This is a genomic window from Lysinibacillus sp. fls2-241-R2A-57 (assembly GCF_030209535.1).
GTDB lineage: Bacteria > Bacillota > Bacilli > Bacillales_A > Planococcaceae > Lysinibacillus.
This window is the reverse complement of the sequence record NZ_JARVRU010000032.1, coordinates 25,608-50,878: the sequence shown is the minus strand read 5'-3', so window position 1 is coordinate 50,878 and position 25,271 is coordinate 25,608. Positions and strand designations below refer to the sequence as shown.

General features: G+C 36.5%; 20 protein-coding genes. 16 read left to right on the top strand and 4 right to left on the bottom strand.

Annotation, left to right across the window (positions count from 1 at the left end; translation table 11 throughout):
• The first annotated feature begins 157 nt into the window (after positions 1 to 157).
• The 10 genes from QRN68_RS06610 (at position 158) to QRN68_RS06565 (ending at position 14,362) form a co-directional block, all read left to right on the top strand.
• The gene (locus QRN68_RS06610) at positions 158 to 814 is read left to right on the top strand and encodes a GNAT family N-acetyltransferase (protein WP_285395967.1); all 657 of its coding nucleotides are present in this window, start codon (positions 158 to 160) and stop codon (positions 812 to 814) included.
• Between the two features lie 157 nt (positions 815 to 971).
• Complete coding sequence (locus tag QRN68_RS06605; RefSeq protein ID WP_285395966.1) at positions 972 to 2,606, top strand: amidohydrolase; 1,635 nt, start codon at positions 972 to 974, stop codon at positions 2,604 to 2,606.
• Between the two features lie 300 nt (positions 2,607 to 2,906).
• On the top strand, positions 2,907 to 4,247 hold the full coding sequence (locus QRN68_RS06600; protein WP_285395965.1) for an APC family permease: 1,341 nt from the start codon (positions 2,907 to 2,909) through the stop codon (positions 4,245 to 4,247).
• A gap of 58 nt (positions 4,248 to 4,305) precedes the next feature.
• Complete coding sequence (locus QRN68_RS06595; protein WP_285395963.1) at positions 4,306 to 5,694, top strand: APC family permease; 1,389 nt, start codon at positions 4,306 to 4,308, stop codon at positions 5,692 to 5,694.
• Positions 5,695 to 5,771: 77 nt separating this feature from the next.
• On the top strand, positions 5,772 to 7,025 hold the full coding sequence (locus QRN68_RS06590; protein ID WP_285395962.1) for an ArgE/DapE family deacylase: 1,254 nt from the start codon (positions 5,772 to 5,774) through the stop codon (positions 7,023 to 7,025).
• Between the two features lie 863 nt (positions 7,026 to 7,888).
• A complete protein-coding gene (locus tag QRN68_RS06585; protein ID WP_285395961.1) occupies positions 7,889 to 9,199 on the top strand; it encodes an aminotransferase family protein in 1,311 nt (436 codons plus the stop codon).
• A 22-nt stretch (positions 9,200 to 9,221) separates the two neighbouring features.
• On the top strand, positions 9,222 to 10,643 hold the full coding sequence (locus QRN68_RS06580; protein ID WP_481817434.1) for an aldehyde dehydrogenase family protein: 1,422 nt from the start codon (positions 9,222 to 9,224) through the stop codon (positions 10,641 to 10,643).
• A 26-nt stretch (positions 10,644 to 10,669) separates the two neighbouring features.
• Positions 10,670 to 11,815, top strand: a complete 1,146-nt coding sequence (gene ald, locus QRN68_RS06575) for an alanine dehydrogenase (RefSeq protein ID WP_285395960.1) — start codon at positions 10,670 to 10,672, stop codon at positions 11,813 to 11,815.
• A 350-nt stretch (positions 11,816 to 12,165) separates the two neighbouring features.
• On the top strand, positions 12,166 to 13,437 hold the full coding sequence (locus QRN68_RS06570; protein WP_285395959.1) for an MFS transporter: 1,272 nt from the start codon (positions 12,166 to 12,168) through the stop codon (positions 13,435 to 13,437).
• 166 nt (positions 13,438 to 13,603) lie between these two features.
• Positions 13,604 to 14,362 carry an IclR family transcriptional regulator gene (locus QRN68_RS06565; protein WP_285395958.1) on the top strand — a complete coding sequence of 253 codons (759 nt, stop codon included), beginning with the start codon at positions 13,604 to 13,606 and terminating at the stop codon, positions 14,360 to 14,362.
• A 111-nt stretch (positions 14,363 to 14,473) separates the two neighbouring features.
• On the opposite strand, the gene QRN68_RS06560 is transcribed toward QRN68_RS06565, so the two are convergent.
• Both QRN68_RS06560 and pxpB read right to left on the bottom strand, forming a co-directional pair.
• Positions 14,474 to 15,475, bottom strand: a complete 1,002-nt coding sequence (locus tag QRN68_RS06560; RefSeq protein WP_285395957.1) for a 5-oxoprolinase subunit C family protein — start codon at positions 15,473 to 15,475, stop codon at positions 14,474 to 14,476.
• Positions 15,466 to 16,206, bottom strand: a complete 741-nt coding sequence (gene pxpB, locus QRN68_RS06555) for a 5-oxoprolinase subunit PxpB (RefSeq protein WP_285395956.1) — start codon at positions 16,204 to 16,206, stop codon at positions 15,466 to 15,468. Before pxpB ends, QRN68_RS06560 begins: the two co-directional genes overlap by 10 nt.
• Before the next feature lie 278 nt (positions 16,207 to 16,484).
• Here pxpB and QRN68_RS06550 point away from each other — a divergent pair, with 278 nt between their 5' ends.
• From QRN68_RS06550 to QRN68_RS06525, 6 genes are all read left to right on the top strand, one after another.
• Complete coding sequence (locus QRN68_RS06550; protein ID WP_285395955.1) at positions 16,485 to 17,249, top strand: LamB/YcsF family protein; 765 nt, start codon at positions 16,485 to 16,487, stop codon at positions 17,247 to 17,249.
• 43 nt (positions 17,250 to 17,292) lie between these two features.
• A complete protein-coding gene (locus QRN68_RS06545) occupies positions 17,293 to 18,510 on the top strand; it encodes an NRAMP family divalent metal transporter (protein WP_285396027.1) in 1,218 nt (405 codons plus the stop codon).
• 256 nt (positions 18,511 to 18,766) lie between these two features.
• Positions 18,767 to 19,558 (top strand): putative hydro-lyase, encoded by a 792-nt coding sequence (locus QRN68_RS06540; protein WP_285395953.1) that lies wholly within the window; start codon positions 18,767 to 18,769, stop codon positions 19,556 to 19,558.
• A 268-nt stretch (positions 19,559 to 19,826) separates the two neighbouring features.
• Entirely contained in the window at positions 19,827 to 21,257 is a 1,431-nt protein-coding gene (gene pdxR / locus QRN68_RS06535) for a MocR-like pyridoxine biosynthesis transcription factor PdxR (protein ID WP_285395952.1), read from the top strand.
• Between the two features lie 192 nt (positions 21,258 to 21,449).
• A complete protein-coding gene (locus tag QRN68_RS06530) occupies positions 21,450 to 21,875 on the top strand; it encodes a YfmQ family protein (RefSeq protein ID WP_285395951.1) in 426 nt (141 codons plus the stop codon).
• Between the two features lie 312 nt (positions 21,876 to 22,187).
• A complete protein-coding gene (locus QRN68_RS06525) occupies positions 22,188 to 23,318 on the top strand; it encodes a DUF4261 domain-containing protein (protein ID WP_285395950.1) in 1,131 nt (376 codons plus the stop codon).
• Positions 23,319 to 23,492: 174 nt separating this feature from the next.
• Here the strand turns inward: QRN68_RS06525 and QRN68_RS06520 are convergent, their stop codons facing one another.
• A complete protein-coding gene (locus QRN68_RS06520; protein ID WP_285395949.1) occupies positions 23,493 to 23,975 on the bottom strand; it encodes a hypothetical protein in 483 nt (160 codons plus the stop codon).
• A 543-nt stretch (positions 23,976 to 24,518) separates the two neighbouring features.
• Complete coding sequence (locus tag QRN68_RS06515; RefSeq protein ID WP_285395948.1) at positions 24,519 to 25,046, bottom strand: AAA family ATPase; 528 nt, start codon at positions 25,044 to 25,046, stop codon at positions 24,519 to 24,521.
• Positions 25,047 to 25,271: the final 225 nt, after the last annotated feature.

The window sequence follows — 25,271 nt, the reverse complement described above, 5'->3', positions numbered from 1 at the left end:
CACTAATCTAGGTAACTAAATATATTGTAGTAGACTTATCTACATTCTCCATGTCTCCCATACCGTGTTTCTAAAGAATGTATGGGAGACAGTCTACACAATTAATAAAGTTATAAACTTTAATTTTATTCCAATAAAAGAAGAGGGTGAATTTATTATGTCTCAAGTAAATTTAAAAAATAATGGACAAGAAATAGTTGTCCGCAATATTTTAAAAGAGGATCTTGCTGAAGTTGCCGCACTTTCTATGAAGTGTTTTGGACCTGATATGGCATTAAAATATGAGCATTTTGAAAGTCAGATTGAGTTGTTTCCAGAAGGTCAAATTTGTCTAGAATATAACGGTAAAATTGTAGGAACCGCTTTAAGTCTAATTGTAAATTTTGAAGATTACGGAGATAGTCACTCATATTTTCAAATCTGTGATTTAGGATTTATTCGAAATCATAACCCTAATGGTAGAAACCTATATGGTATTGAAATTGGAGTACACGAAGATTTTAGAGGGTTACAATTGGGACGTCATTTGTATGATGGCCGAAAAAGAATATGTGAGAAACTTAACTTAGAAAGTATCTTAGTAGGTGGTCGTATACCTTTTTACTATAAATATGCTGAGCAGATGAGTGCAGATGAGTATGCACTAGAGGTAATGAAAGGGAAAATATATGATCCTGTATTAACATTCCAAATGAAAAACGGATACGTATTAAATAAAGTAATGCCAGGCTATTTACCTGGGGATGTTGAGTCATTAGAATATGCAACACTTTTGGAATGGAAAAATCCAGTTTACAAGCTTAAATTAGTATGAGTCTTTTGTCCGTTATGTTCGCCTATTTTTATAGGCGAACAGTGGATGTCCATTGTTTAATGCGGTTATTTAACTTCTTTATTTGTGTAAGCGCTTTCAATTGATTGTTATAAGAGTTCCATTAGAAGTAAATCTTAGGTAAAGAGAGGAGTTATAAATGGTTATCGCTGATAAAGTTATTTCGAGTGAAGCAGTATTTACAGGTTTAGAAAATGAAGCAAAGCCAGCTGCTATTGCGATTAAAGGTAACAAAATCATTGCGGTAGGTTCGATGGATGAAATAAAACCATTTATAGGTTTAGACACGAAGGAATTTCATTATGGCAACCAACTCATTATGCCAGGATTTCATGATGCGCACCTTCATCTCATGTTTGGTAGTCTTTTCACGCATGCAAGTATCAATTTATCGGATGCTCATTCGGAAGAAGAAGTTGCTAGTTTAGTAAAGCAATTCTCGGAAAACGTGCATGCTGATGAGTGGATTATAGGTTATGGATGGGATCATACAAATTGGCCAGAGAAATGCTTGCCGACACGTTTTTCTTTAGACAAAGTAGTTCCTAATCGCCCGATTATTCTTTTCCACGCAGAAGGTCATTATTCGTGGGTTAATAGTTTAGCACTTGAAAATGCAAGGGTTACAAATGAAACTGAAGACCCTCCTAATGGTACGATTCAAAAAGATGAAAATAATGAAATCACAGGAATTCTTCTTGAAACAGCAATGAATTTAGTTGTGGATATTGCTCTCGCATTTCCGGATAAACGAAAAGAAGAATTGTTTGAAGAGTTCTTAAAAAAATCAGCTCAATTAGGCATTACATCAGTAAATGATTTGTTTGCAAGTAGTTTTGATAAGTTAAATAGTTTCGATATGTATAAGGCATATGAGGAAGCTGGAAAACTTACGACTCGAATTCATCTTTACCCTGAGTTAAATGATGATATAGATAGAGCGATAAGCTTGCGAGAAAAGTACAATTCCGAAAAAATACAGCTTGCAGGACTTAAGCAGTTTATTGATGGCGTTGTAACTGGACATACCGCATACATGTTAGATCCTTATTTAGACAAACCTATAACACGAGGGAGTACAGCTTTTCCTGTAGAAACAATCAAAAACTGGGTGACAAAAGCGGACAAAGAAGGATTTCAAATTCGCTTCCACACAATTGGTGATGGTGCAGTTAGGCTTGCTCTAGATATATTTGAAGCAGCAAGGATGGATAATGGTGTGAGAGATTCACGACACGCGCTAGAGCATATTGAAGTGATTCATCCGACAGATATTAAGAGATTTAAAGAATTGGGGGTTGTTCCATCTGTACAGCCTTCTCATCTAGCATTGATGCCAAAAGAAAGTCATACTTTGCGTGTCGGTAAAGAGAAAGACCCTTATACGTATTTATGTAAAACGTTATACGACGCAGTCGAGTATATTGCTCTTGGTACAGACTATCCAATTGCAACATTAGACCCTTTTAAAGAAATTTTCCATGCGATTACGAGACTAGACTTTACTGGTGATTATGAGTGGAATAGTCAAGAGCAGATAACACTCGCAGAAGCGTTGAAATCGTATACAAAAGGTTCAGCATACAGCACATTCAGAGAAAAAGATTTGGGTACATTAGAAGTTGGAAAATTAGCAGATATTATTGTACTAGATAAAAACCTCTTTGAAGTAGAAAATAAAGAAATTCTTCAAACGAAAGTTTTGTTAACAATTATGGATGGTGAAGTTGTTTATCTTTATTCAGCAGAAGACTCCCACCTCTATAGGTGGTGAGATGAATGCGATTTTTGGTACCTTTTCAGTGGGTGTCCAAACACCTACTGAAATAGAGGAACGCCGTCTAAAAGGGCCACGTCCTGTGGCAACGACGGCATGACCAACATAATGTTGGCCTAAAGCCTCCGGCGGATGTCACGGATTTTTAAAGGAATGAATTGTGCGGGCACAATTCAAAATCCGGACGCAATTACGCCAAGGCGTAATTGATAGTGAATTAGTCTACGATCCTACTATTTTAGTTAATTGATCATTTTACCGGGAAGATTTTTTTATTACTATTCGAGGAGTGAAAAAATGAAACATCCTGTTAATTTGTCTAGATCGCTTTCTTTAACGTCTGTTGTTGTTACTGGGTTGGCCTTTATGGCTTTAACTACAGTGTTTAGCACATACGGCATAGCCTCTCAAATATCTCATGGTATGGTCGCTGGATCGTATGTAATTGCATTAATTGTGATGATGTTTACAGCTCATAGTTATGGTCAAATGGCAAAAGCGTACCCCATTGCGGGATCTGCCTATACTTATGCGCAAAAAGCGATTAATTCTCATGTTGGTTTCTTAGTGGGATGGGCAATTTTAATGGATTATCTCTTGATCCCAATGGTTAATTTTTTACTATTTGGTATTTTCTTCTCAGCAGCCATACCTGAAGTTCCACAGTATGTTTGGATACTTACATTAGTAGTTCTTGTGACGTTTGTAAATGTTAAAGGTGTAAAGTTAAGCGCAAATATCAACATGATTGTAATAGGCTTATCGGTATTATTTATACTTGTCTTTTGCATCTTATCAGTTAAATCAATAGTAACTGGAACCGGGACTGGCATTTTATTTAACCTTGATCCCTTTATTAATACCGAGGAGTCATTTAAGTATATAGTTGCTGGTGCTGCACTATTATGTTTCTCTTTCCTCGGTTTTGATGCAGTTTCTACTTTTTCAGAAGAAGTAAAAAATCCGGAGAAAAACATACCACGTGCAATATCTTTAGTAACAATAATTGGTGGATTATGTTTTGTAGTCGTATCTTATCTTGCACATAATGTTTGGCCAGATTATACGAGTTTTAAAGATGCTGATTCTGCTGCCTATGAAATTGCTTTCCTAGTAGGCGGGAATGCCTTACAAGCAGCATTCCTAGCAAAAACTGCAGTGGTTGTATTTGGTTCCGCGTCCGCATCTCAAGCAAGTGCTGCACGTGTATTATACGCAATGGGAAGAGATGGACAATTACCTAAAAATTTTTTTGGAAAACTAAATAAAAGAACGAGAACCCCAGTCAACAACATTTTATTAATTGGTCTTTTATCATTATCTGCAATGTTTTTAAGTCTAACCTTTGTCGCGTCTTTCATTAACTTTGGCGCCCTACTTGCATTTACTGCTGTGAATCTATCCGTTGTATTTTTATATTACGGTAAGCGAAAAGAACGCTCCTTAAAGGGGATAATCTTCTATTTGATTTTTCCATTAATCGGAGCAGTACTGACAACTTGTTTGCTTTTCAATCTAGATGTTTATTCGATTACTCTTGGTAGTATTTGGTTGGGTATTGGTGTTATTTATTTATTATTTATGACAAAAGGTCTTAAGCATAAACCACCAGTGCTCAATACAGATCAGATTGATTAGTCGCAGTTTAAAACATTAATGAAGCAGCTAAAAATATGTAAAGAGGATGGATGAATGAATGACAGATAACACTACGCTCAAAAGGTCATTAGGTGTTTGGTCAATTGTTGCATTGGGATTAGGATATATGACGCCTACAGTGGTCTTTGATACGTTTGGAATTGTATCAAAATTAACAAATGGTGTAGTACCAATGGCTTATTTTGTCGCCTTGTTAGTAATGGTATTGACAGCGATTAGTTATGGAAAGATGGTACAGGTATTCCCGGCTGCTGGTTCAGCATATACATACACCCGGGAAACAATGGGGTCTCATCTAGGATTCCTAGTAGGATGGGCATCGTTATTAGATTATTTATTATTACCTTTAGTTAATGCATTAATTATTCGAATATATATGGAATCTCTGTTTCCGAATGTACCTGTTTGGATTTGGGTTTTTGCTTATGTCATTGTAGTTACTGCAATTAATGCTTATAGTATGGAATCAACATCCAGCTTAAACTTTATACTCGTTGTTTTCACGATTTGTTTAATAGGTATCTTCATAATACTTGCTTCTGTACAACTTTATAACGGTATGGGAACTGGTACTTTATTCACGATTCATCCACTATCACATGAAAATGTAAAATTAATAGCCGTTTTAACTGGGGCAACAGTAGTAGCTTTCTCGTTTATCGGTTTCGACGCAATAACAATGTATACGGAAGAAGCAAAGGATACATCAACAGTTCCTAGAGCAATCCTTCTAACTGTTTTAATCGGTGGGGGTATTTTCTTTATTGCTTCTTATTTTACACAAGCATTATTCCCGGATGTTTCTGTGTTCAAAAATGTAGATGATACATTGCCGGAAATTGGTTTATATGTAGGAGGTAAGTTATTCCAACTGCTTTTCATTGCAGGAGCTTTCGCTGCTACTGTAGCTTCAGGACTTGCATCTCATGCAAGTGCATCTCGTTTGCTGTTTGTTATGGGCAGAAATGGTGTACTTCCTAAAAAAACTTTCGGATACTTACACCCTAAATTTAGAACGCCTGTTTTTACGATTGTTTTGACGGGAATCGTATCATTATTTGCAATAGGACCAAATTTAGAATTAATTGCTTCAGTCATTAACTTTGGGGCATTAATTGCATTCACATTCGTTAACCTATCTGTTATTGTTCATTTCTATATTCGTCAGAAAAGGAGATCAGGCAGTGAAACCTTTAAGTACTTAATTATGCCTTCTTTCGGAGCATTAGCTACTGGAGTTCTTTGGTATCATTTACACGCTGATGCATTTATAGGTGGAATCGTTTGGCTTATAATCGGAATCATTTACATGCTGTTTATAACAAGATTCTTTAAAAAAGAACTTGGAAGCATGGACTCTATTGATGACTTGGAGTCATTAGATAAAGAGATTTTTAATGAAGATAAGATTAAAGTCTTGAATTAACTATTTAGAGGATGAGAATCTCTTAGATAATCTTCCTCTTTTTAATGACACAAGAAGTAAATAAAGGAGTGATTGCTTTGAAAGAAAAAATTCGACTGTATATAGAAGAAAATAAAGAAGAATTATTTAAAACAATTCAAGATGTCGTACGTATAAAAAGCGTTGTTGGTAATGAACAAGAGATGCAATTATACATGAAAAAAAAATATGAAGAACTTAACTTGATTTTGCATGAGATTGAACCAAAATATGAGAAGGTTTCAGCTCATGAAGCGTTTATTGATTCAGGTATTCCGTTTGAAGACCGAAAAAATATTATCGGAATACATAAAGGTGTCTCCAATGGTAAGTCATTAACGATTCATGGGCATGTAGATGTTGTTTCTCCAGAACCATATTCAAATTGGACGATGGACCCATGGAGTGGAGATATTATTGGAAACAAGTTATACGGTCGAGGCTCTGCAGATATGAAAGCAGGACTTATTTCAAATTGGTTCGCATTGAAAACATTAATTGATTTAGGTTATCCAATTGCTGGAGATGTTCAGCTACATTCAGTAATAGAAGAAGAAGCTGGTGGTGGAGGCGGAGCTTTAGCATGTTTGGAGGAGGGCTTCGTAACAGATGGGTACATTTCGACAGAGCCACATAATTTGAATATGACAATAAGTCATGGGGGGATTATGTATTTCCGAGTGTACGTAAAGGGAAGAACAGCACATGCTGGTTTAGCGCATGAAGGCATAAATGCTATTTCAAAAATGATGAAAATCCTTAGTGCGCTGGATGAATTAAGTGAATGGCGTGCTAAAAATGTTAAGTTTGATTTATTTGAAAAGGGGTCTGGACAGTCCGTTCACTTAAACTTAGGTGTACTAAAAGCTGGGGACTGGGTATCGACAGTTCCAGGGGAAGCGATCCTCGAAGGAAGAATTGGTTTTATCCCAGGGGAAACTCGCGAAGAAATTAAGCAACTAGTACAAGACACGATTATGAAATCTGTCTTAGGCGATGAGTGGATGGATAAAAATCCACCTGTTATAGAGTGGTTTGGATGGTCAACGGAGCCATGGTACCAAGATCCTGAGAACCCTTTTGTAAAATTATTCATCGAAAATTCAGAAGATGTTATGGGACAAAAAGTAATAATGGTTGGAAGAGCTGGAGGAAATGATGCACGATTTACTCAGTATTACGGAAAACAAGGATTGTGCTTTGGGCCAATTGGAGAAAATATGCATGGACCAGATGAATGTGTTCATTTAGATAGCGTAGTAGAAGTAACGAATGTTTTGGCAAATTATATTATTAAGTGGAGCGAGAGTTAATCATCGTTAACTTTTGGGAATATCCATTTCAAACTAATAAAGTGTCTCTCATAATGCTTCTAGTTTGGGTAGCTGAATGATTAGGAATGTTATGGGAAAAAGGTGTAGGCTTAATGCAATTGGGATTAGATTTAAAACAAAATCTAGCATTAAAAATGACACAAGAAATGCAACAATCTTTGCAACTTCTATAAATGTCGTCTTTTGAATCCATGACTATTTATTGGACAAGGCGATCGAAAACCATTTAATAAATATTGAGAAGATGGCACTTATGAATAATCAGCCTAGCACTGCTAGTACAACCAAACGAATACGTGAGGATTATTTGTACACTAAAAAAACTTTTATTCAGAAAATTATTATTGTGGAAAATTATTTGATAAAACAAATCTCTCTTAACGATTAAATCGACGAAACAATTCCTGTATTAAAAATTAATTGAAAATTAAATTAATTTATTTCCGAGATGTAAGTAAATCACTTTTTAGTAGTTGGCAAGCTTATTGTTTATCTTCATTCAGCAGAAGACTCCCACCTCTATAGGTGGTGAGATGAATGCGATTTTGATTACTTTTTCAGTGGGTGTCCAAACACCTACTGAAATAGAGGAACCCAGGCTAAGAACTTCACATCCTGTGAAAACGCCTGAGTGACCAACATCGTGCTGCTGACGCTGCGTTAGCACTACGCTTTCGCGCAAAAAACATCTGTTGGCCTAAAGCCTCCGGCGGATGTCACGGATTTTCAAAGGAATGAATTGTGCTGGCACAATTCAAAATCCGGACGCAATTACGCCAAGGCGAAATTGATTAATTGTGAGTGTATTGTTTAAAAACATTTAAAAGAGAGGATGTATTTTTATGAAAAGAAATTATTCTATTGAAGAACTTAAAGTGTTAGACCAAAAGCATTTTCTACACCCTACTTCACCAGTAAAGACGGAAAATGGACCGGTATTTATTTTTACAGAAGGAAAAGGTGTTCATCTGTATGATATTACAGGTAAAAAAGTTATTGATGGTATGTCTTCACTTTGGAATGTGAATATCGGACATGGTAGAACAGAACTTGGTGAAGTAGCGAAGGAACAAATGGATAAATTAGCCTTCAGTTCTTGTTTTGCAACGTTTAGTAATGAGCCTGCTATTCTATTAGCAAAAAAGTTAGCAGAATTAGCACCTGGTGATTTAAATACTACATTTTTTACGTCCGGTGGTTCCGAATCCAATGATAGCGCCTATAAATTGGCTCGTCATTATTGGATATTAAAAGGGGAGACTTCTCGAAAAAAAATTATCTCAAGATCGAGATCTTATCACGGGGTGGCAATCGGTGCTACAAGTGCGACGGGTTTAAAAGGATTTCGTGATTTTACAAATTCTAATGCACCGGATTTTCTATTCGTAGATCATTTCTCCATACAGGCTTTACGTGATTTGATTGAAACTGAAGGTCCAGAAACAATAGCTGCATTCATCACCGAGCCAGTACAAGGTGCAGGTGGGGTGCATGTTGCACCAGATAATTATTTTAAAGAAATTCGTGAAATTTGTAATGAGTACGGTATTTTGATGATAACTGATGAAGTTATTACAGGATTTGGTAGGACGGGTAAGTTCTTTGCGATGGAACATTTTAATGTGGTACCGGATATGATGTGCTTTGCAAAAGGTGTTACTAGTGGATATGCACAATTAGGTGGTGTAATGATCTCAGAGAAAATACACCAAGAATTTTCTGAGTTATCAGAAGGAACTATATTGCATGGATACACTTATAGTGGTCATCCAATGGCCTGTGCAGTTGGGTTGAAAAACATTGAAATTATAGAGAAAGATAATTTAGTAGCAAATGCAGAAATTCGTGGTCAAGAGCTATTAGCGGGGTTAAAAGTATTACAAGCGAAGTATCCATTTATTGTAGAGGCAAGAGGTTTAGGTTTAATGGCAGGTATAGAAATCTCTTATGAAGGAAGACTCCTCGCTCCGCAAATAGTGACAGAGGCAGCAAAGTTGGGATTAATATGTCGCTCTGTTGTACTAGATGCTCAAGATATTGTTGTATTTTCACCACCATTATCTATAAGCCAAAAGGAGTTAAGAGATTTATTGGATATTCTAGAAAAAGCGATTCAAGAAGTAGAGAATCAGGTGTTGGCAAATAAGTTGTAATACGAAAGGTGAGGTAATTATAATGAGGAAAAATTTATTTATCAATGGGGATTGGGTGGAAGCAGCAGAGTATACAGAATTACGTTCTCCATATAGTAGCGAGGTCATTGCAGAAATACCGAAGGCAAATGTCGAGGAAGTAGAAGCAGCTTTAGTAGCTGCCGATGCTGCACGTAAAACGATGGCGAATATGCCTTTGTATAAGCGTGCGATTATTCTTGAAAAATTAGCTTCTTTATTAGAAGCACGTGCTGAAGAAGCAGCAGAGCTAATAGCACTAGAAGCGGCCAAGCCTATCACAACCGCCAAAGCTGAAGTTCAGCGTACAATTCAAACGTATAAATTTGCTGCTGAAGAAGCAAAGCGAATACACGGAGAAACAATTCCTGTGGATGCTGCCCCCGGTGGAGACGGGCGCATTGCCTATACGGTTCGTGAACCATTAGGCATCGTGGCAGCTATTACACCTTTTAATTTCCCAATGAATCTAGTAGCTCATAAAGTAGGGCCAGCAATAGCATCAGGTAACACAGTTGTATTAAAACCTGCAAGTCAAACACCATTAACTTCCTATTTTATTGGTGAATTATTAGTAGAGGCAGGATTACCGAAGGGTGCGTTAAATATCGTTACTGGTGCAGGTTCTTTAATTGGTAACAAATTAGTCACGGATAATCGCGTGAAAAAGATTTCTTTTACAGGTAGCCCCGCTGTAGGTATTGGCATACGCAATCAAGCAGGTCTTAAGAAAGTAACGCTTGAATTGGGTTCTAATGCGGCTGTTATTATCGACGAAAATGTTAATATTGATAAATTAATTCCACGTGTCGTTTCCGGTGCATTTGCATTCCAAGGGCAGGTATGTATTTCAGTTCAACGAATCTATGTTCACGAAAAAATGTATGATTTGTTTGTAGATAAATTTGTAGCAGCTACAAAAGAGTTGAAACTTGGTGATCCCCTAGATCCTACAACGGATGTTTCAGCCTTAATTAGTCCACAAGATGTAAAACGAACATTAAGTTGGATTGAAGAAGCAAAGGGGCAAGGGGCAATTATTGCAACTGGTGGAGAATCTGAAGGGAATATCTTACAACCTACCGTACTATTAAATGTAAAATCGGAGCAGAAGGTTTCCTGTCAGGAGGTATTCGCACCAATCGTATCTATTATGAAGTTTACATCTATTCAAGAGGCATTTGATCAAGTAAATGACTCCAAATATGGTTTGCAAGCTGGTATTTATACAGATAATATCCATGTTGCTTTACAGGCAACGCAAAAACTCCATGTAGGTGGTGTCATTATAAATGATATTCCTACATTCCGTTTAGATCATCTACCATATGGTGGCGTAAAGGAAAGTGGTATGGGAAGAGAAGGGCTGAAGTATGCAATTGAGGAAATGACAGAAATGAAACTTGTAGTAATAAACCAAAACTAATAAAAAAATAGGTAGGAGGAAATATAATGATAATTGGTGTACCTAAAGAAATAAAAAATAATGAAAATCGAGTAGGAATTACTCCAGCAGGTGTTGTGGCTTACAAAAAAGGTGGTCATGAAGTAATAATTGAATCGAGTGCAGGGTTAGGTAGTGGATTTACAGACCAAGATTATTTAGATGTAGGCGCTCAAATTACTAAATCGACTAAGGAAGCTTGGGATGTTGATATGGTGATTAAAGTGAAGGAGCCGATTCAGGAGGAGTACAAATATTTTAAAGAGAATCTAATTCTCTACACATACCTACATTTAGCTCCAGAGCCAGAATTAACGAAAGCTTTGCTTGAAAGTAAAGTTACTGGAATTGCTTATGAAACAATTCAATTAGATTCAGGTGCCTTACCGTTGTTAACGCCAATGAGTGAAGTTGCAGGCCGAATGTCTGTACAAATTGGTGCACAGTTTTTAGAAAATTCCAAAGGAGGCAAAGGAGTTCTCTTAGGTGGTATTCCTGGTGTTGCACCTGGAAATGTAGTGATTGTAGGTGCTGGAGTTGTCGGGACGAATGCTGCGAAAATGGCAGTAGGATTAGGTGCAAACGTAACAATTTTAGACGTTAATATTACACGCTTAAGTCAAATAGATGATATGTTCCAAGGACGTGTTCGTACTCTTGCATCAAATACCTACAATATCGCTGAAGCAGTGAAAACAGCAGATTTGTTAATTGGTGCTGTGCTAATTCCAGGTTCACGTGCACCACAATTAGTTTCAAAAGAAATGATTCAAACGATGCAAAAGGGGTCTGTTGTAGTGGATGTAGCGGTAGATCAAGGGGGTTCTATTGAAACAATTGATCGAATTACTACTCATAGTAATCCTACTTATGAAGTATACGGTGTTGTGCATTACGCAGTTGCGAATATGCCAGGTGCTTGCGCGCGTACCTCAACATTGGGCTTGTCAAATGTAACTGTTCCATACGGTTTGCAAATAGCTAATAAAGGCTATCGCCAAGCTGCTTTAGATAATCCTGTTTTAGCGAAGGGGATAAACGTAGTAAATGGAAAAATAGTATATAAAGCGGTAGCTGATGCACATGGATTACCATATACGGATCTACAAGTAGAATTAGCAGAAGATTCAACTTCGGCGTTAGCAGTTAAATAGAATAAGAGAAATAATGTTCTTTTCTATCTTTAAATTTCGATTAATTTTCAAAACACATGAAAGAGCTAGATTATGTGTAAGCCCGTAATCAAATAACGCATATAAACAACCAGGCACCCCCTGTACAATAGACGTTACAATTAAGGAGGGTGCTTTTTTTATGTCCACTACACAAAACTAACAATAAGGAACAATGCGTATGGCGTAAACTATGCGTTGTAATTGTGGGTAGCTTATACTTTGTTTGAACCTGTAGCCAAATTCCAATCATAAAACTACTTTTAAAAACAGGTTTTAACGTTACCTGTATTTCATATATATAGAGTAAAAGCTTATAGGAGTAGAAATCATTGGACAAACAAAATAGCAGATATAGATGGATTGTATTTGTTTCTGTATTATTTACTTATTTGTTAATGGCGAGTCAACGAACCGCCCCAGGACTGATTACAGACCAATTGATGCGAGATTTTAATGTAACAGCATCTACGATTGGGTTATTGACGAGTATACAATTTTTTGTCTACACGAGTTTGCAAATTCCGATGGGGATTTTAGCTGATCGATTTGGACCGAATTTTTTTCTAATTATTGGTGCTACTCTTACAGGTTTAGGGACAATTATTTATAGTCTGGGTACACATGAATTCGTCCTGTTTTTTGCCAGAATACTAACTGGGGTAGGGGATGCGACCATATGGGTTAACATGGTGCTAATTTTGGCCCAATGGTTTCATACAAAGGAATTTGTTCGATTAATTGGACTGGCAGGCATGACAGGAAGTCTTGGTTTCTTATTGGCGACAGTACCTTACTCCACGTGGATACTTTTATTTGGTTGGAGGGTAACATTTTTCTCAGTAGGACTACTATTATGTTTATGTGGCATTCTCCTTTATTTTGTACTTGTGAAAAAAACAAAACATGTTTTTGGGGATGAGCAAGAAGTAGATACAGCAGAAGTGCAACGTGAAAAAACATCCGTTTTACTACGAAGAATATTTTCAAATCCGCAAGCATGGGCTCTATTCTGTTGCCATTTTGGGGTAGTCGGCGGTTATGTAGGGTTTATCAGTTCGTGGGCAGTACCATATGGGATGAATATGTATGAAATGACTCGTTCAGATGCCAGCCAACTAATTATGATCGGTCTTATCGGGGCACTTATTGGAGCACCTCTAGCTAGTTGGATTTCAAGTCTGTTAGAATCAATTAAAAGACCGTATATTGTCGTTCATATCATTGTTTTATTAGGGTGGTTTTCTTTCCTTTTATGTAATGGGCATCCTTCCTTGTTCTTTCTAATTATTATTTTCTTTATCATTGGCTTTGGATATGGGGCAAGTGCATTAACCTTTGCAGCTGTACGTCAATCTTTTAAACTGGAGGAATCAGGAATTGTTTCAGGGATTGCGAATACGGGCGGCTTTCTAAGTGCTGTATTGCTACCCATCATTTTTGGATATATATTGGATCATTTTCAATCAACTTCAGGAAATCTATTTGATGGATATTACTATGGTTTCATCACGCCGGTTATCTTCTCCATCGTTGGTTTGATTGGAGTGATTTTATTGAAGGAAAAACGTCAGAGCTTAAATAAGAATTATAAACAGGGGTAAAGAGCATGGAAGCAAAGCAACCATTCTCTTGCTCCTGTTTTTTATTCTTTTGTCAACCTGATTTACAGGCTATATAAAAACAGTAAGATGTTAGGTATAATTATTAATTGAGAGAAAAAAATTATGATTAGATTAAATCTAGTATAGAAGGAGGAGAAAACTTAAATTGACAAATAATAATAAAACGGTTATCCGTTCTATGGATATATTAAATTTATTTATCGATCATACTGAACTGACATTTCAAGAAGTAATTGAGTTATCAGGAATCCCTAAAACCTCTGCTTTTCGCATGTTGAAATCTTTTGAGGAAATGGAATTTTTAGAAAAGGGAACTGATGCAAAATATAGGTTAGGTATTCTCTTCCTTAAATTTGGACATCTAGTATCAATGCGCCTAGATGTGCGAAAAATTGCAGATCCAATTATGAATGAGTTACATAATGATGTAAAAGAAGCGATTAATTTAATCGTTCGTGATGGTAACGATGCTGTTTATATCGAGAAAATAGATACGAAGCAAAAAGTTCGACTCTACACAGCAATTGGTAGAAAAAGTCCTCTTTACGCAGGGGCATGCCCTCGTGCTGTATTATCCTTTTTACCGGATGCAGACATAAAGGAATATCTTGAATCGGTAGAACTTAAATCGTTTGCCATGGGGACGATTACAGAAAAGGAAAGGCTTTTTGAAACGATTGTGCAGGCTAGAGAACTTGGTTATACAATCAGCCATTCAGAATTAGAAAATTATACATCTGCTGTTGCAGCACCGATTTACGATCATAAAGGGGAAGTCGTTGCAGCAATGAGTATTGCGGGACTAGAAACCAATTATCAAGGAGAAAACGTTGAAATCTTCGTCGATAAACTTAAGAAGGCTACCGCCGAGATTTCTAAACAATTGGGGTATGAACAGCTTTAAAAAATGGGTAGTCTCAAAAGTCACTTGAGATTACCCATTTTGCGCTGAAGTTGCTGATTTTTGAGAAATATCACTATCTAAATAATCGAATTTTGGGCGATTGAATAGCCATTACTTAAAGTTGCTATAACCTTTTAAACGGAGCCCAAATGCTAATTCATTTCGTTTTTTTTCTTGATGGATTAATGCCAATTGAGCTTCTTCAAGAGTGACCTCTTTAAAAAAGACTCGACCATTTGCTTGCATTTGTGCTAATGATGGCAAATCTGCTGAAATCACTTGAGCTATTTTAGGATATCCACCAGTTGTTTGACGATCTGCCATTAAAACAATAGGTTGCCCATTGGAGGGCACTTGAATCGTTCCAAATGTAACCCCTTCGGATAATAATTCAAATGGCTCTTTTAATTGAATAGCTTCTCCTTCTAATCGATACCCCATTCGATCTGCGTGTGTTGTGATGGTGTAAGGCGTTGAAAGGAATTTTTTTAAACTCTCCTCATCGAAATGCTCATATTCAGAGCCTCTTATGAAGCGGATTGTTTGCGTTTTCTTAAATGTAACAAAGGATGTGTAATCAGCTGACCAAGGAAGGTACGTTGGTTCTTTTTTTAATTGTTCAAAAAGATCCTCTCCTAACTCTGATCGTCTATCTAATTCAAAGACATCATTCTTCAGCAATTTTCTTCCTTGAAATCCTCCAATTCCAGCACGTATGTAGGTACTTTTACTGCTCATCACTTCGGGCACTTGAATTCCCCCACTAAACGATACGTAGGCTCTGCAACCACTAATCGCAGTATTAAATTTTAAAACAGAGCCTTTTTGAATTAAAAGTGGTCGCCACATGGGTGCTTCTTTGCCGTCTATTGTAGGTTGTAAATTACCACCTGTAATTGCGATCAGTTCATCCGTTTCGAATAAAAGGGATGTTCCATAAAGTGTCACCTCAAGAGCGCCTTCTCCTTCCAAATTTCCAACAAGTAAATTCGCAATTCGTAAGGAATTTGAATCCATTGCTCCTCCGACGATAACACCAAACTTTTGTAGCCCATATCTTCCTAGGTCTTGAATAGTTGCCAGTATACCTGGCTGTAATACCTTTATGCCCATGTTTTCATCTCCCAATCGCTCTTATATTCTTCCAACGAAATTGGTACAAACTGAATTCGATCACCCGGTTGTAATAAGGTTGGAGGAGATTGTTCTGGTAGAAACAAACGAGAAGGTGTTCGTCCGATGATTTGCCATCCCCCTGGAGTTTCTAATGGGTAAATACCTGTTTGATTTCCCGCAATTCCAACAGATCCCGGAGTAATCGATAACCGTGGAGTTTCTTTACGCGGTGTTGCTATTTGTTTGTCCATTCCTCCCATAAACGGAAAACCTGGAGCAAAGCCTATCATGTAAACAAGATATTCTACAGAAGAGTGAATGTTAATAACTTCATTAGGTGTTAAACCATGATAAGAGGCTACAAATTCTAAATCTGGCCCCATTTCACCACCATATACTACAGGGATTTTTACGACACGTTCCTTCGTTGTTTCAACTATATAAGATTGATTCATTAAAGAAAGAATTGTTGCTTTCACCTTTTCGTAAGGCATTTCTCCTTCTTTACCTATATTAGAAAAGTATACTTCAATCGGATTGTAATAAACTGTCACATTATTATAGGCAGGCACAACCTCGACGAATCCTTCAAATGGATTGCTCTCTAATAAATTCAATATATTTTTAACTTTGTTGTGAATTGCCTCACTAATACCTTCACCTACATGTATGACTAGTGCAGAATCACTTAAAGGTCTTATTTGTACATTCTCTTTTAAATTCAGCATAAAAACCATCTCCCTGAAGTTTCGTAATTCGGTATATAAGTTTTAAATAACGGATTTTTTAATATTATATTTAAACAATAAACGAAAACAAGGTTAATTTAAATGAAAATTTCAAAAAAAATATTCTTTCTCAAAATTTTAAATTTATACTTTTCAGCAATAATAAAGTATGTTAAGATTTTTTTAAATTTCAAAACTTAAGTTCCGGATATCGGTACAAAATGTTTGTAAACGTATTCAGTTTAACTACTTTAGTGGGAAGAAAATGGGGGAAGAAGATGTTTCGAGTTGATTTAAACTGTGATTTAGGGGAAAGTTTTGGTCGTTATCGACTTGGAGAGCAAGAAGAAATCTTAAAATATGTAACCTCTGCTAATATTGCTTGTGGATTCCATGCTGGAGATCCAACAGTCATGCGAGAGACAGTTAAGCTAGCCATTGCTAATGGTGTGAAAATCGGGGCACATCCAGGATTACCGGATTTAAATGGCTTTGGACGACGTGAGATGAACATCACACCACAGGAAGCCTATGATATGGTCATTTATCAAGTTGGAGCATTGCAAGGTTTTCTAACGGCTTCCAATGAAACCATGCAACATGTAAAGCCACATGGCGCACTTTATAATATGGCTGCTAAAAATCCAGCGATTGCTGAGGCAATCGCACAAGCCATTTATGATATTTCACCTACACTTGTGTTATTCGGTCTCTCAGGTAGTGAATTAACAAAAGCTGGAGAAAAAGTAGGGCTTCAAACAGCCCATGAAGTGTTTGCAGATCGTACCTATCAGAAGGATGGTTCTTTAACATCTCGTAAACAACCTGATGCATTGATTACTGATAAGGAACAAGCTGTGAATCAAGTTGTGAGAATGGTGAAAGAGGGAATTGTGCTGTCACAACAGCAAATCGAAATCCCATTACAGGCAAATACTATTTGTATTCATGGGGACGGGGAACACGCTGTAGAATTTGCAAAATATATTCATTCAAGATTAGCAGAACATCAAATATCAGTACGTGCAATCAAGGAGGGGTAATCCAATGGTGGTAGCAAAAAAAACGGAAGTTAGTGAAGTAGGAATCGAGCAAGAGAAAAAAGGTAAATTTGTTAAGAAAACAGCAAGTAAAAGTGTGTTAATAGGAGCAGCCTTTTTAATGGCTACCTCATCTATCGGACCAGGTTTTTTAACACAAACGACAGTATTTACCCAGCAATTAGCGGCTAGCTTTGGATTTGTCATTTTAATTTCATTAATTCTAGATATTGTCGCACAGGTAAACGTTTGGCGAATCATTGCTGTTTCTGGCTTGCGAGGGCAAGAAATTGCCAATAAGGTATTACCTGGATTAGGTGTTCTCCTTGCAATTATGATTGTTATAGGTGGTTTAGCATTTAATATTGGTAACGTTGCTGGAGCTGGATTAGGGTTAAATGCAATGCTTGGCATAGATCCAATTATGGGTGCCATTTTAAGTGCACTTTTTGCTATTTTTATATTTATCTATAAAGAAGCAGGAAAGGCAATGGACAAGGTTGCGCAAATTGCTGGCGGTGTCATGATTTTACTCATGCTATTCGTTGCTTTTAAAACTTCACCACCTGTAGGAGAAGCGATTGTAAACACCGTCTGGCCTAAAGAAATTAGCTGGTTTGCGATTGTAACTTTGGTTGGTGGATCAGTTGGGGGTTACATTACTTTTGCTGGTGGTCACCGCCTTTTGGACGCTGGTATCAAAGGACAAGAATCCTTGCCAGAAGTAACAAAAAGCTCTGTGACAGGGATTTTGATTACTGGCGTAATGCGTGTTGCTTTATTTTTAGCGGTTCTTGGTGTTGTTTCAAAAGGTTTAGTCATTGATCCTGCCAATCCACCTGCATCTGTTTTCCAACTAGCTGCGGGTAATATTGGTTATCGCATGTTTGGTATGATTATGTGGGCTGCAGCGATTACTTCTGTTGTAGGTGCAGCTTATACATCCGTTTCATTTATTCGTTCATTCCACCCTAACATTGAGAAATATCATAATTGGGTGATTATAGCGTTTATCGTCATTTCAACAGCAACTTTTGCCTTGGTTGGAAAGCCTGTTAATGTGTTAATTTTGGTAGGTGCATTAAATGCACTGGTTTTACCATTATCACTTGGCATTATATTAGTTGCTGCACACAAAAAAGAAATTGTTGGTACATATAAGCATCCACGTTGGTTAACTGTCACTGGAGCAATGGTAGTTGTTCTTATGGGGTATCTTAGCATTATTACATTAATTGGAGAAATTCCGAAAATTTTTAGTTAATCTAACAATCAACCATCCATGAGCATCTTTTCATGGATGGTTATTTTATCTTTATTCAGCAGAAAACTCCCACCTCTATAGGTGGTGAGATGAATGCGATTTTTGTACCTTTTCAGTGGATGTCCAAACACCTACTGAATAAAGATAAAAGCCTCCGGCGGATGTCACGGATTTTCAGAGGAATGAATTGTGCTGGCACAATTCAAAATCCGGACGCAATTACGCCAAGGCATAATTGATAAGGAGTGAATGGATGATGACAACATATAGTGCTTTAGAGCCGAATGAAATCCGTAAACTTATTCGCAATCAAGAAATCTCTGGACCTACTTCTGGCATGTCGATTGGGTTTACACAAGCAAATTTAGTGATTTTGAAGAAGGAGCATGCTTTTGACTTTCTACTATTTTGTCAGCGAAATCCAAAGCCATGCCCATTATTAGACGTGACAGAACCTGGATCATTTATTCCTTCAAAAATTGCTAAAAATGCAGATATTCGCAAGGACATTCCGAAATATCGTATTTATCGGGATGGTATTTTAACGGAAGAAGTATTAGATATTACAGATTATTGGGAAGAGGATATGGTAGGTTTTTTAATCGGATGTAGCTTTACATTTGAAACACCTCTTCTTGAAGCAGGTATTCCAATAAGAAATATTCAAGAAAACTGTAATGTGCCAATGTATAAAACAAATATCGCATGTGAAAAAGCAGGTGTGTTTAAAGGACCAACTGTTGTCAGTATGCGCCCTATGACACCAGAGGATGCGATTCGTGCAATCCAAATTACTTCGCGTTTCCCAAATGTACACGGTGCTCCAATTCATATTGGAAGTCCAGAACAAATAGGGATTACAGATATTTCAAAGCCAGATTTCGGTGATGCCGTGTCCATTAAGCCAGGGGAAATACCAGTATTTTGGGCTTGTGGCGTAACCCCTCAGGCAGTGGCAATGGAAAGTAAACCTTCTATTATCATTACCCATGCACCGGGTCATATGTTAATTACTGATATAAAGGAAACAAGCTTGAGCATACTTTAAGGTATAATCGAAGACATCTATTTATTTTCTTCATAAGTAAGCGTCAAGAAGTTGGGACAACACCAATTTCTGAAATCTAAAAAGCTGGTGAAATTTTACGACGGGTAAAATTCCACCAGCTTTGATTTTTTTAATCGGATGGCTAAAATAACAAGGAAGTGGATGGTTGATTACAATTGAAATAATATTAATATATAATCTTTTATCAGGAATAACACTGCTAAAAGAAGAAAGCGCAAGTTTGAAGGACATAATGAGGTGAGTATAGTTGGATTGGAAACCTGATAGAAAAGCGAAAAAAGCTATCTATAAACAACTCGCAGAATATATTGAAAAGGGAATTGCAGATGGTACATTTCCACCTGATAAACCATTGCCATCAGAGAGATATTTAGCGAGTGCTCTAAATTTAAATAGAAGTACTGTCGTTCATGCATATGACGAATTAGAATCGATTGGGTTAATTGAAAGAAATAGAGGAAGTGGTACTACCATTAGTAAAGATATATGGGGGATAACAAAAAAGCGGATTCCTAGCTGGAATAGGTATATTGAGGCGGGTTCTTTTTTACCTAGTCAACCTGTCACGCAAAAAATAAGAAAAGAAGCTGTTGAACATAAATTAATCAATTTAGCTTCTGGTGAATTGTCTGAAGATCTTTTCCCAAAAAGTTTTTTAAGCGAGATAACGTCAACACGTTCTTTTATTGGAAGCCTAGGATACGATCATCCACAGGGGAATGAAATCCTTAGAACTACCATTGCAAAACACGTAAAAAAAAGTCGGGGAATTGAAACTAATCCTTCTTCAATACTGGTAACATCAGGAGCGCAGCAAGCATTACATTTGATTGTTCAATGTTTATTAAAGCCTGGAGATGCAATAGCGATAGAAGATCCTTCCTACAATTATAATCTTCCAATTTTTAAATCGGTAGGTATAAAAATACATTATCTACCTGTCGATAAGGATGGAACGAACCCAGAAGATTTGGAGTCATTATATAAAAAGCACCGAATTAAAATGGTTTTTTTAAATCCATGTTTTCAAAATCCAACGGGCTCTTTATTGAATAAAAAGAAAAAAGAAGCGATTTTAGACATATCCTCAAAGCTTGGAATTCCAGTAGTAGAAGATGATCCATATAGTTTAACAGCTTTTTCAGGAGAAAAAATCTCTACTCTTAAATCAATGGATAGGAATGGCAATGTATTATACATTAGTTCTTTGTCCAAAATTGTTGCCTCAGGATTAAGAATAGGGTGGATTATTGGCCCAACGTCAGTGATTGAAAGATTATCCGATGCGAAACAACAAATCGACTTCGGTCATTCTAGCTATACACAATGGGTAGCGAATGATTTTTTAGAATCAGAAAATTTTCATATTCATATAAAAAGTTTAATGAAGGAATTAGAAAAAAGGAGAGATAAAATTGTAAAAAGCCTTGATAATTATTTGAAAAAACTGGTTGAATATTCTATTCCTCAAGGTGGTATTCATCTATGGTGTAAAATACTTAAAAATTATAATGAAACCCAATTGCTTGAAGAATCCATTAAAAGAGGCGTCATTTATGTGCCTGGTTCTACACTGGGATCCAAAGATGGTTTTGTTCGTTTTACTTTCGCAAAGGAAGATGAAGATTCAATCGATGAAGGAATCAAAAGGTTTGCAGAAGCTCTTAATAGTTTATAGACAATTGGATGGTCAAAAAAGCATCGAAGTGGATGGTTATAAAAAATATAAATCCCTTATCATAGAGAGGTGGATGATAAAACATCGATATAGCCTAATTACTAATTATTTTTTATGAAACAATGTCCAATGAAGGTAATAATATAGTAATTGCTAATAAAATGATAAAATTTTTGAAAGAGTTGGTATTGTATGACATCAGGTTTGATTATTACGCTAGTGATTGGATCTATTATTAAATTGTTAATGAGCCCTCCCAGTATAGCTGTGGGATGGGGGGTAAGTAAATTTGAACTTCATAAAAAACTTGATTCAAAAGATGTTACGGTAACATTTAATGGGAAGTATTTAGATGAGGAAGAAAAAAATAGATTTACAGACTATTTTAATAAAGGTTCATTTTTGAAAAAACATTATATATTTCCTGGTAATGAAAAATTATTTTTACAGCCAGAGACTAATGTTACTCCATTTATCATGAACGTAAAAAGAGGCAAAAAAGATGTTAATTTCTTTGTTTTTAGTTACGACAATCACGTTGATGTAGTCAAGAAGTACAAGGAGAAGGTTGTTTCATATAGTATTAGTTCTGAACATCTACAAAATTTCACCGTTTAAACTACAAATGCAAACCATTGAAAAAAGGGATTTTCGAAAAATTAGGGATTCGGTTACTGAATAGAATCCCTCTTTATTTCCCTGAAAATAGTATCGAAATTATCTTCCAATTCAATTGAATGGAGGATTTTTTTATGACTAAAAAGTTGAAATTATATTACTCATCCCAGCACTCAATACTTGATGAACGACTTCCTATAATAGAAATAGGAGTAATCTACCATAAGAGGAATAATTCTTGCTTCAATATTTCTTTCCATAAAAGCTGGTATAATAATGGTAGAATCATACATTTGTGAAGGGGAGAAATTGATGACAGCACAACAACAAGCAGCAATGCAATCCATGATCGACTGGCTAGCAGATGAACACGAACTTGGGCAAGAACCCAAGAAAATAGAAATTGCAGCAGAATTTGATTTATATGATATGCACTACTATATATTCAAATATAAAAAAACTATGCTCGGAAAATGGCTCCTTGGCGTATGCGGAGGCTATGAGGATCCGTCTGACACTGAGCATTGCGGCCATGTATTCAGCGAGATGCAACCTTATGACCCTGCCACTGCAGAGCAAGAAGCTGTAAAGATGGTAGAAATGATCCGAGAATATTGGATGCAGCAGGCTGCAGCATATGAAGCTGACCAATCCATGGAGGACGAGACTGAAACGCGAGACAATGGTTCTGGTTTATTCAACGGGTTTGTTCTTCTTAACTCTGCAGAATGTGATATTGATCAGATAAAGGCCAACCTTTTGAATGATTGGAACATCTCCTGCTCGTTGACAGAGGATGAGGAAAACGCCGAAGAAACAAAGGAAGGAACTCTGGTCTTTGAAGTGGACGACTGCGTGTTAGCAGTTAGTTTTGTCGAAGCTCCCGTACCAGATGGTGAGGCTGAGTATTATGCACAGGGAAATTACATGTGGAAGGAAGCCGTGGAGGTTACTCAAACGCATGTAGCTCAAATCATCCTGGCTGCATTTACTCGCTCCGGCTCTCCGCTAGATAGTGGCAAGCTATACACTAAGCTGACGGCAAGTTGTCTGAAGCTTCCTAATGCAATAGGGATCTATACAGGCTGCACCGTATTTCAGCCTGAACTTTATCTAGATATGGCTGAAGTCATGAAAAATGATGACGACATGTTTCCTTTACTGAATCTGGTTTATTTCGGACTGGTCGGAACGGAAACCGGGTTAAATGGATATACTTATGGGCTAAAAGCCTTTGGTAAGGATGAAATTGAAATTCTTGACAGTGAAGCATCTCCTGCTGAACTACGTGATTTTTTAATTACGATTTCCGGATATATTGTAGAAGAGAACGTCACTTTAAGGGATGGAGAAACGATCGGCTTCTCAGCAGAACAAAAGCTACCGATTTCCCGTTCAGAGGGGGTTTATGTCGATGGGGATACTCTCAAAATCAAATATTAGTATCTCATTCCAAAAGGCATTTTTCAATGTCTCGCTCTAATAACTGAAAAACCTCAGAAGTAGATAAAATAATAGTTGCTCCAAAGTGTTACGATGAGAGAATAACAAAAGGACTTGCATATGTGAAAATCAATCATAAACGCAAGTCCTATTCTTGTTAAAGTAACGCCGTAATTATTTTTCTTTTATAAAAAAGAAGCCAGATCCATTTTCTTGTGGTACAAAGCCCTCTTTAGCTGACATATTTTCCACCATATTTTGTTCCTCGGCTGTGATTACAGTGGTAATATCCTTTCTTTCAGTTGAATCCTCTTTACTAAAAAAGAAGCCTGATCCATTTCCTTGTGGTACAAAGCCCTCTTTGGCTGACATATTTTCTACCATATTTTGTTCCTCGGCTGTGATTACAGTGGTAATATCCTTTCTTTCAGTTGAATCCTCTTTACTAAAAAAGAAGCCTGATCCATTTCCTTGTGGTACAAAACCCTCTTTAACGGACATTTTTTCCACCATATTTTGTTCTTCTTTTGTTATTACCGTAGTAATGTTTGTTTGTTCTTCTGCTGATACTTCTGTGATTTGCAAGTCTTTTGCAAAACCAATTGTTAATGCTAAAACTCCTGTTAAACCAAAAGTGAAGACTAACTTCCTTTTCATATAAAAACCTCCATTTGTATTTAGTTTGAACCAATAAAACATCTCACCAACTGAATAATTAGTTGCTTGGTAAAGTGTAACATATTTCCAAACATGGGTGTAGAGATATGTGAGCTTATTAAGCCAGTTATGATGAGATTGCAGTTGCACATCATTAAGTTAGTGTTTTGTTAATTCCCGCAAAGTAGCCCTCAAAAGATTTGAGAATCAGTTAGGGCGCATACTTGGTTGCATGGATTGTTCTCAGGTTAGTTTTGAAGGCATAGCAAAAGGACTTGTGTGAAATATTATGCACAAGTCCTGCATTTTAGCGCTTTAACTTCTTTTATTTTATCTGATCAAACAAAAATCGGCTAATTGGTTGAACTTCTCTCTGTCAGTAGTATCAACCATTATTTCTAATGCTGTTTGAACACTTCTGCATAAGATTCTACCTGATCAGCTTCTTGTGAACCATTCTTTTCGGTCAACTCTATGTAAGATCAACTTCTGATAATGCAATTTTACTTTTGTTAGCTCATTACTTGCTTGTATTTCATCTACTTAAAGATGTAACTTTTCTTTTATATCGTGAACAATGACATTAATCCCACCTTTTTCAGTATCTATATACTCTCCAAAATCATATTTGTTGTAGGCTTCCAAGCATTTATCGGTTTGTTGAAAACACCAGTTACCTTCTTCCTCTCCACGTAGTCTTAACCTTTCGTAAATTGTTTGTTTACTTGCACTCAAACAAAAATGATAGGTTTGTTCATCAATACTTTTGAATCCATTGTAAATGAAATGAAAGTATTCTAATTTCCGAATAGTCATTGGCACTATTAGATTCATTTTATATTTACTAATTAAACGTTTTGCTACATCGACGGTTAATTCTTTCCATAAATCTAAATCTTGAAAATCCCCTGTACAGGCTTCTACTCTTTTTATATCCTCGGGAACAACATTTCTTAACATATAACCTATTTCTTCAGGGTCATATATCATACTATTTTTAATTTCGTTTTGAAGCATATTTGCAATAGTGGTTTTACCCACACCAAATGCTCCATTTATCATTATAATCATTACACCATCTCCCTCGTATAAAGTATACACTGAAAAGCTCTCCAAACGGCGTTGATGAAGGTTATAAGGTTCATTTCGTATCGCTATAGCTTGCCCCCTGACCTCAGGGTGAGACTATATCCCTAAAATAAGGACATTCAGAAGCCAAAGTATTAGATGACCTCAATTAGAAAAATTAAAGATAAATGTCTCTATTAATTAGTCAGTAGCTCTATATAGAAGGAA

Bases quoted from the DNA above. Each gene is read 5' to 3' on its own strand.
- QRN68_RS06610 (WP_285395967.1), top strand. From the start codon at position 158: ATGTCTCAAGTAAATTTAAAAAATAATGGACAAGAAATAGTTGTCCGC.
- QRN68_RS06605 (WP_285395966.1), top strand. From the start codon at position 972: ATGGTTATCGCTGATAAAGTTATTTCGAGTGAAGCAGTATTTACAGGT.
- QRN68_RS06600 (WP_285395965.1), top strand. From the start codon at position 2,907: ATGAAACATCCTGTTAATTTGTCTAGATCGCTTTCTTTAACGTCTGTT.
- QRN68_RS06595 (WP_285395963.1), top strand. From the start codon at position 4,306: ATGACAGATAACACTACGCTCAAAAGGTCATTAGGTGTTTGGTCAATT.
- QRN68_RS06585 (WP_285395961.1), top strand. From the start codon at position 7,889: ATGAAAAGAAATTATTCTATTGAAGAACTTAAAGTGTTAGACCAAAAG.
- QRN68_RS06580 (WP_481817434.1), top strand. From the start codon at position 9,222: ATGAGGAAAAATTTATTTATCAATGGGGATTGGGTGGAAGCAGCAGAG.
- ald (WP_285395960.1), top strand. From the start codon at position 10,670: ATGATAATTGGTGTACCTAAAGAAATAAAAAATAATGAAAATCGAGTA.
- QRN68_RS06560 (WP_285395957.1), bottom strand. From the start codon at position 15,475: ATGGGCATAAAGGTATTACAGCCAGGTATACTGGCAACTATTCAAGAC.
- pxpB (WP_285395956.1), bottom strand. From the start codon at position 16,206: ATGCTGAATTTAAAAGAGAATGTACAAATAAGACCTTTAAGTGATTCT.
- QRN68_RS06550 (WP_285395955.1), top strand. From the start codon at position 16,485: ATGTTTCGAGTTGATTTAAACTGTGATTTAGGGGAAAGTTTTGGTCGT.
- QRN68_RS06540 (WP_285395953.1), top strand. From the start codon at position 18,767: ATGACAACATATAGTGCTTTAGAGCCGAATGAAATCCGTAAACTTATT.
- QRN68_RS06530 (WP_285395951.1), top strand. From the start codon at position 21,450: ATGACATCAGGTTTGATTATTACGCTAGTGATTGGATCTATTATTAAA.
- QRN68_RS06525 (WP_285395950.1), top strand. From the start codon at position 22,188: ATGACAGCACAACAACAAGCAGCAATGCAATCCATGATCGACTGGCTA.
- QRN68_RS06520 (WP_285395949.1), bottom strand. From the start codon at position 23,975: ATGAAAAGGAAGTTAGTCTTCACTTTTGGTTTAACAGGAGTTTTAGCA.
- QRN68_RS06515 (WP_285395948.1), bottom strand. From the start codon at position 25,046: ATGATTATAATGATAAATGGAGCATTTGGTGTGGGTAAAACCACTATT.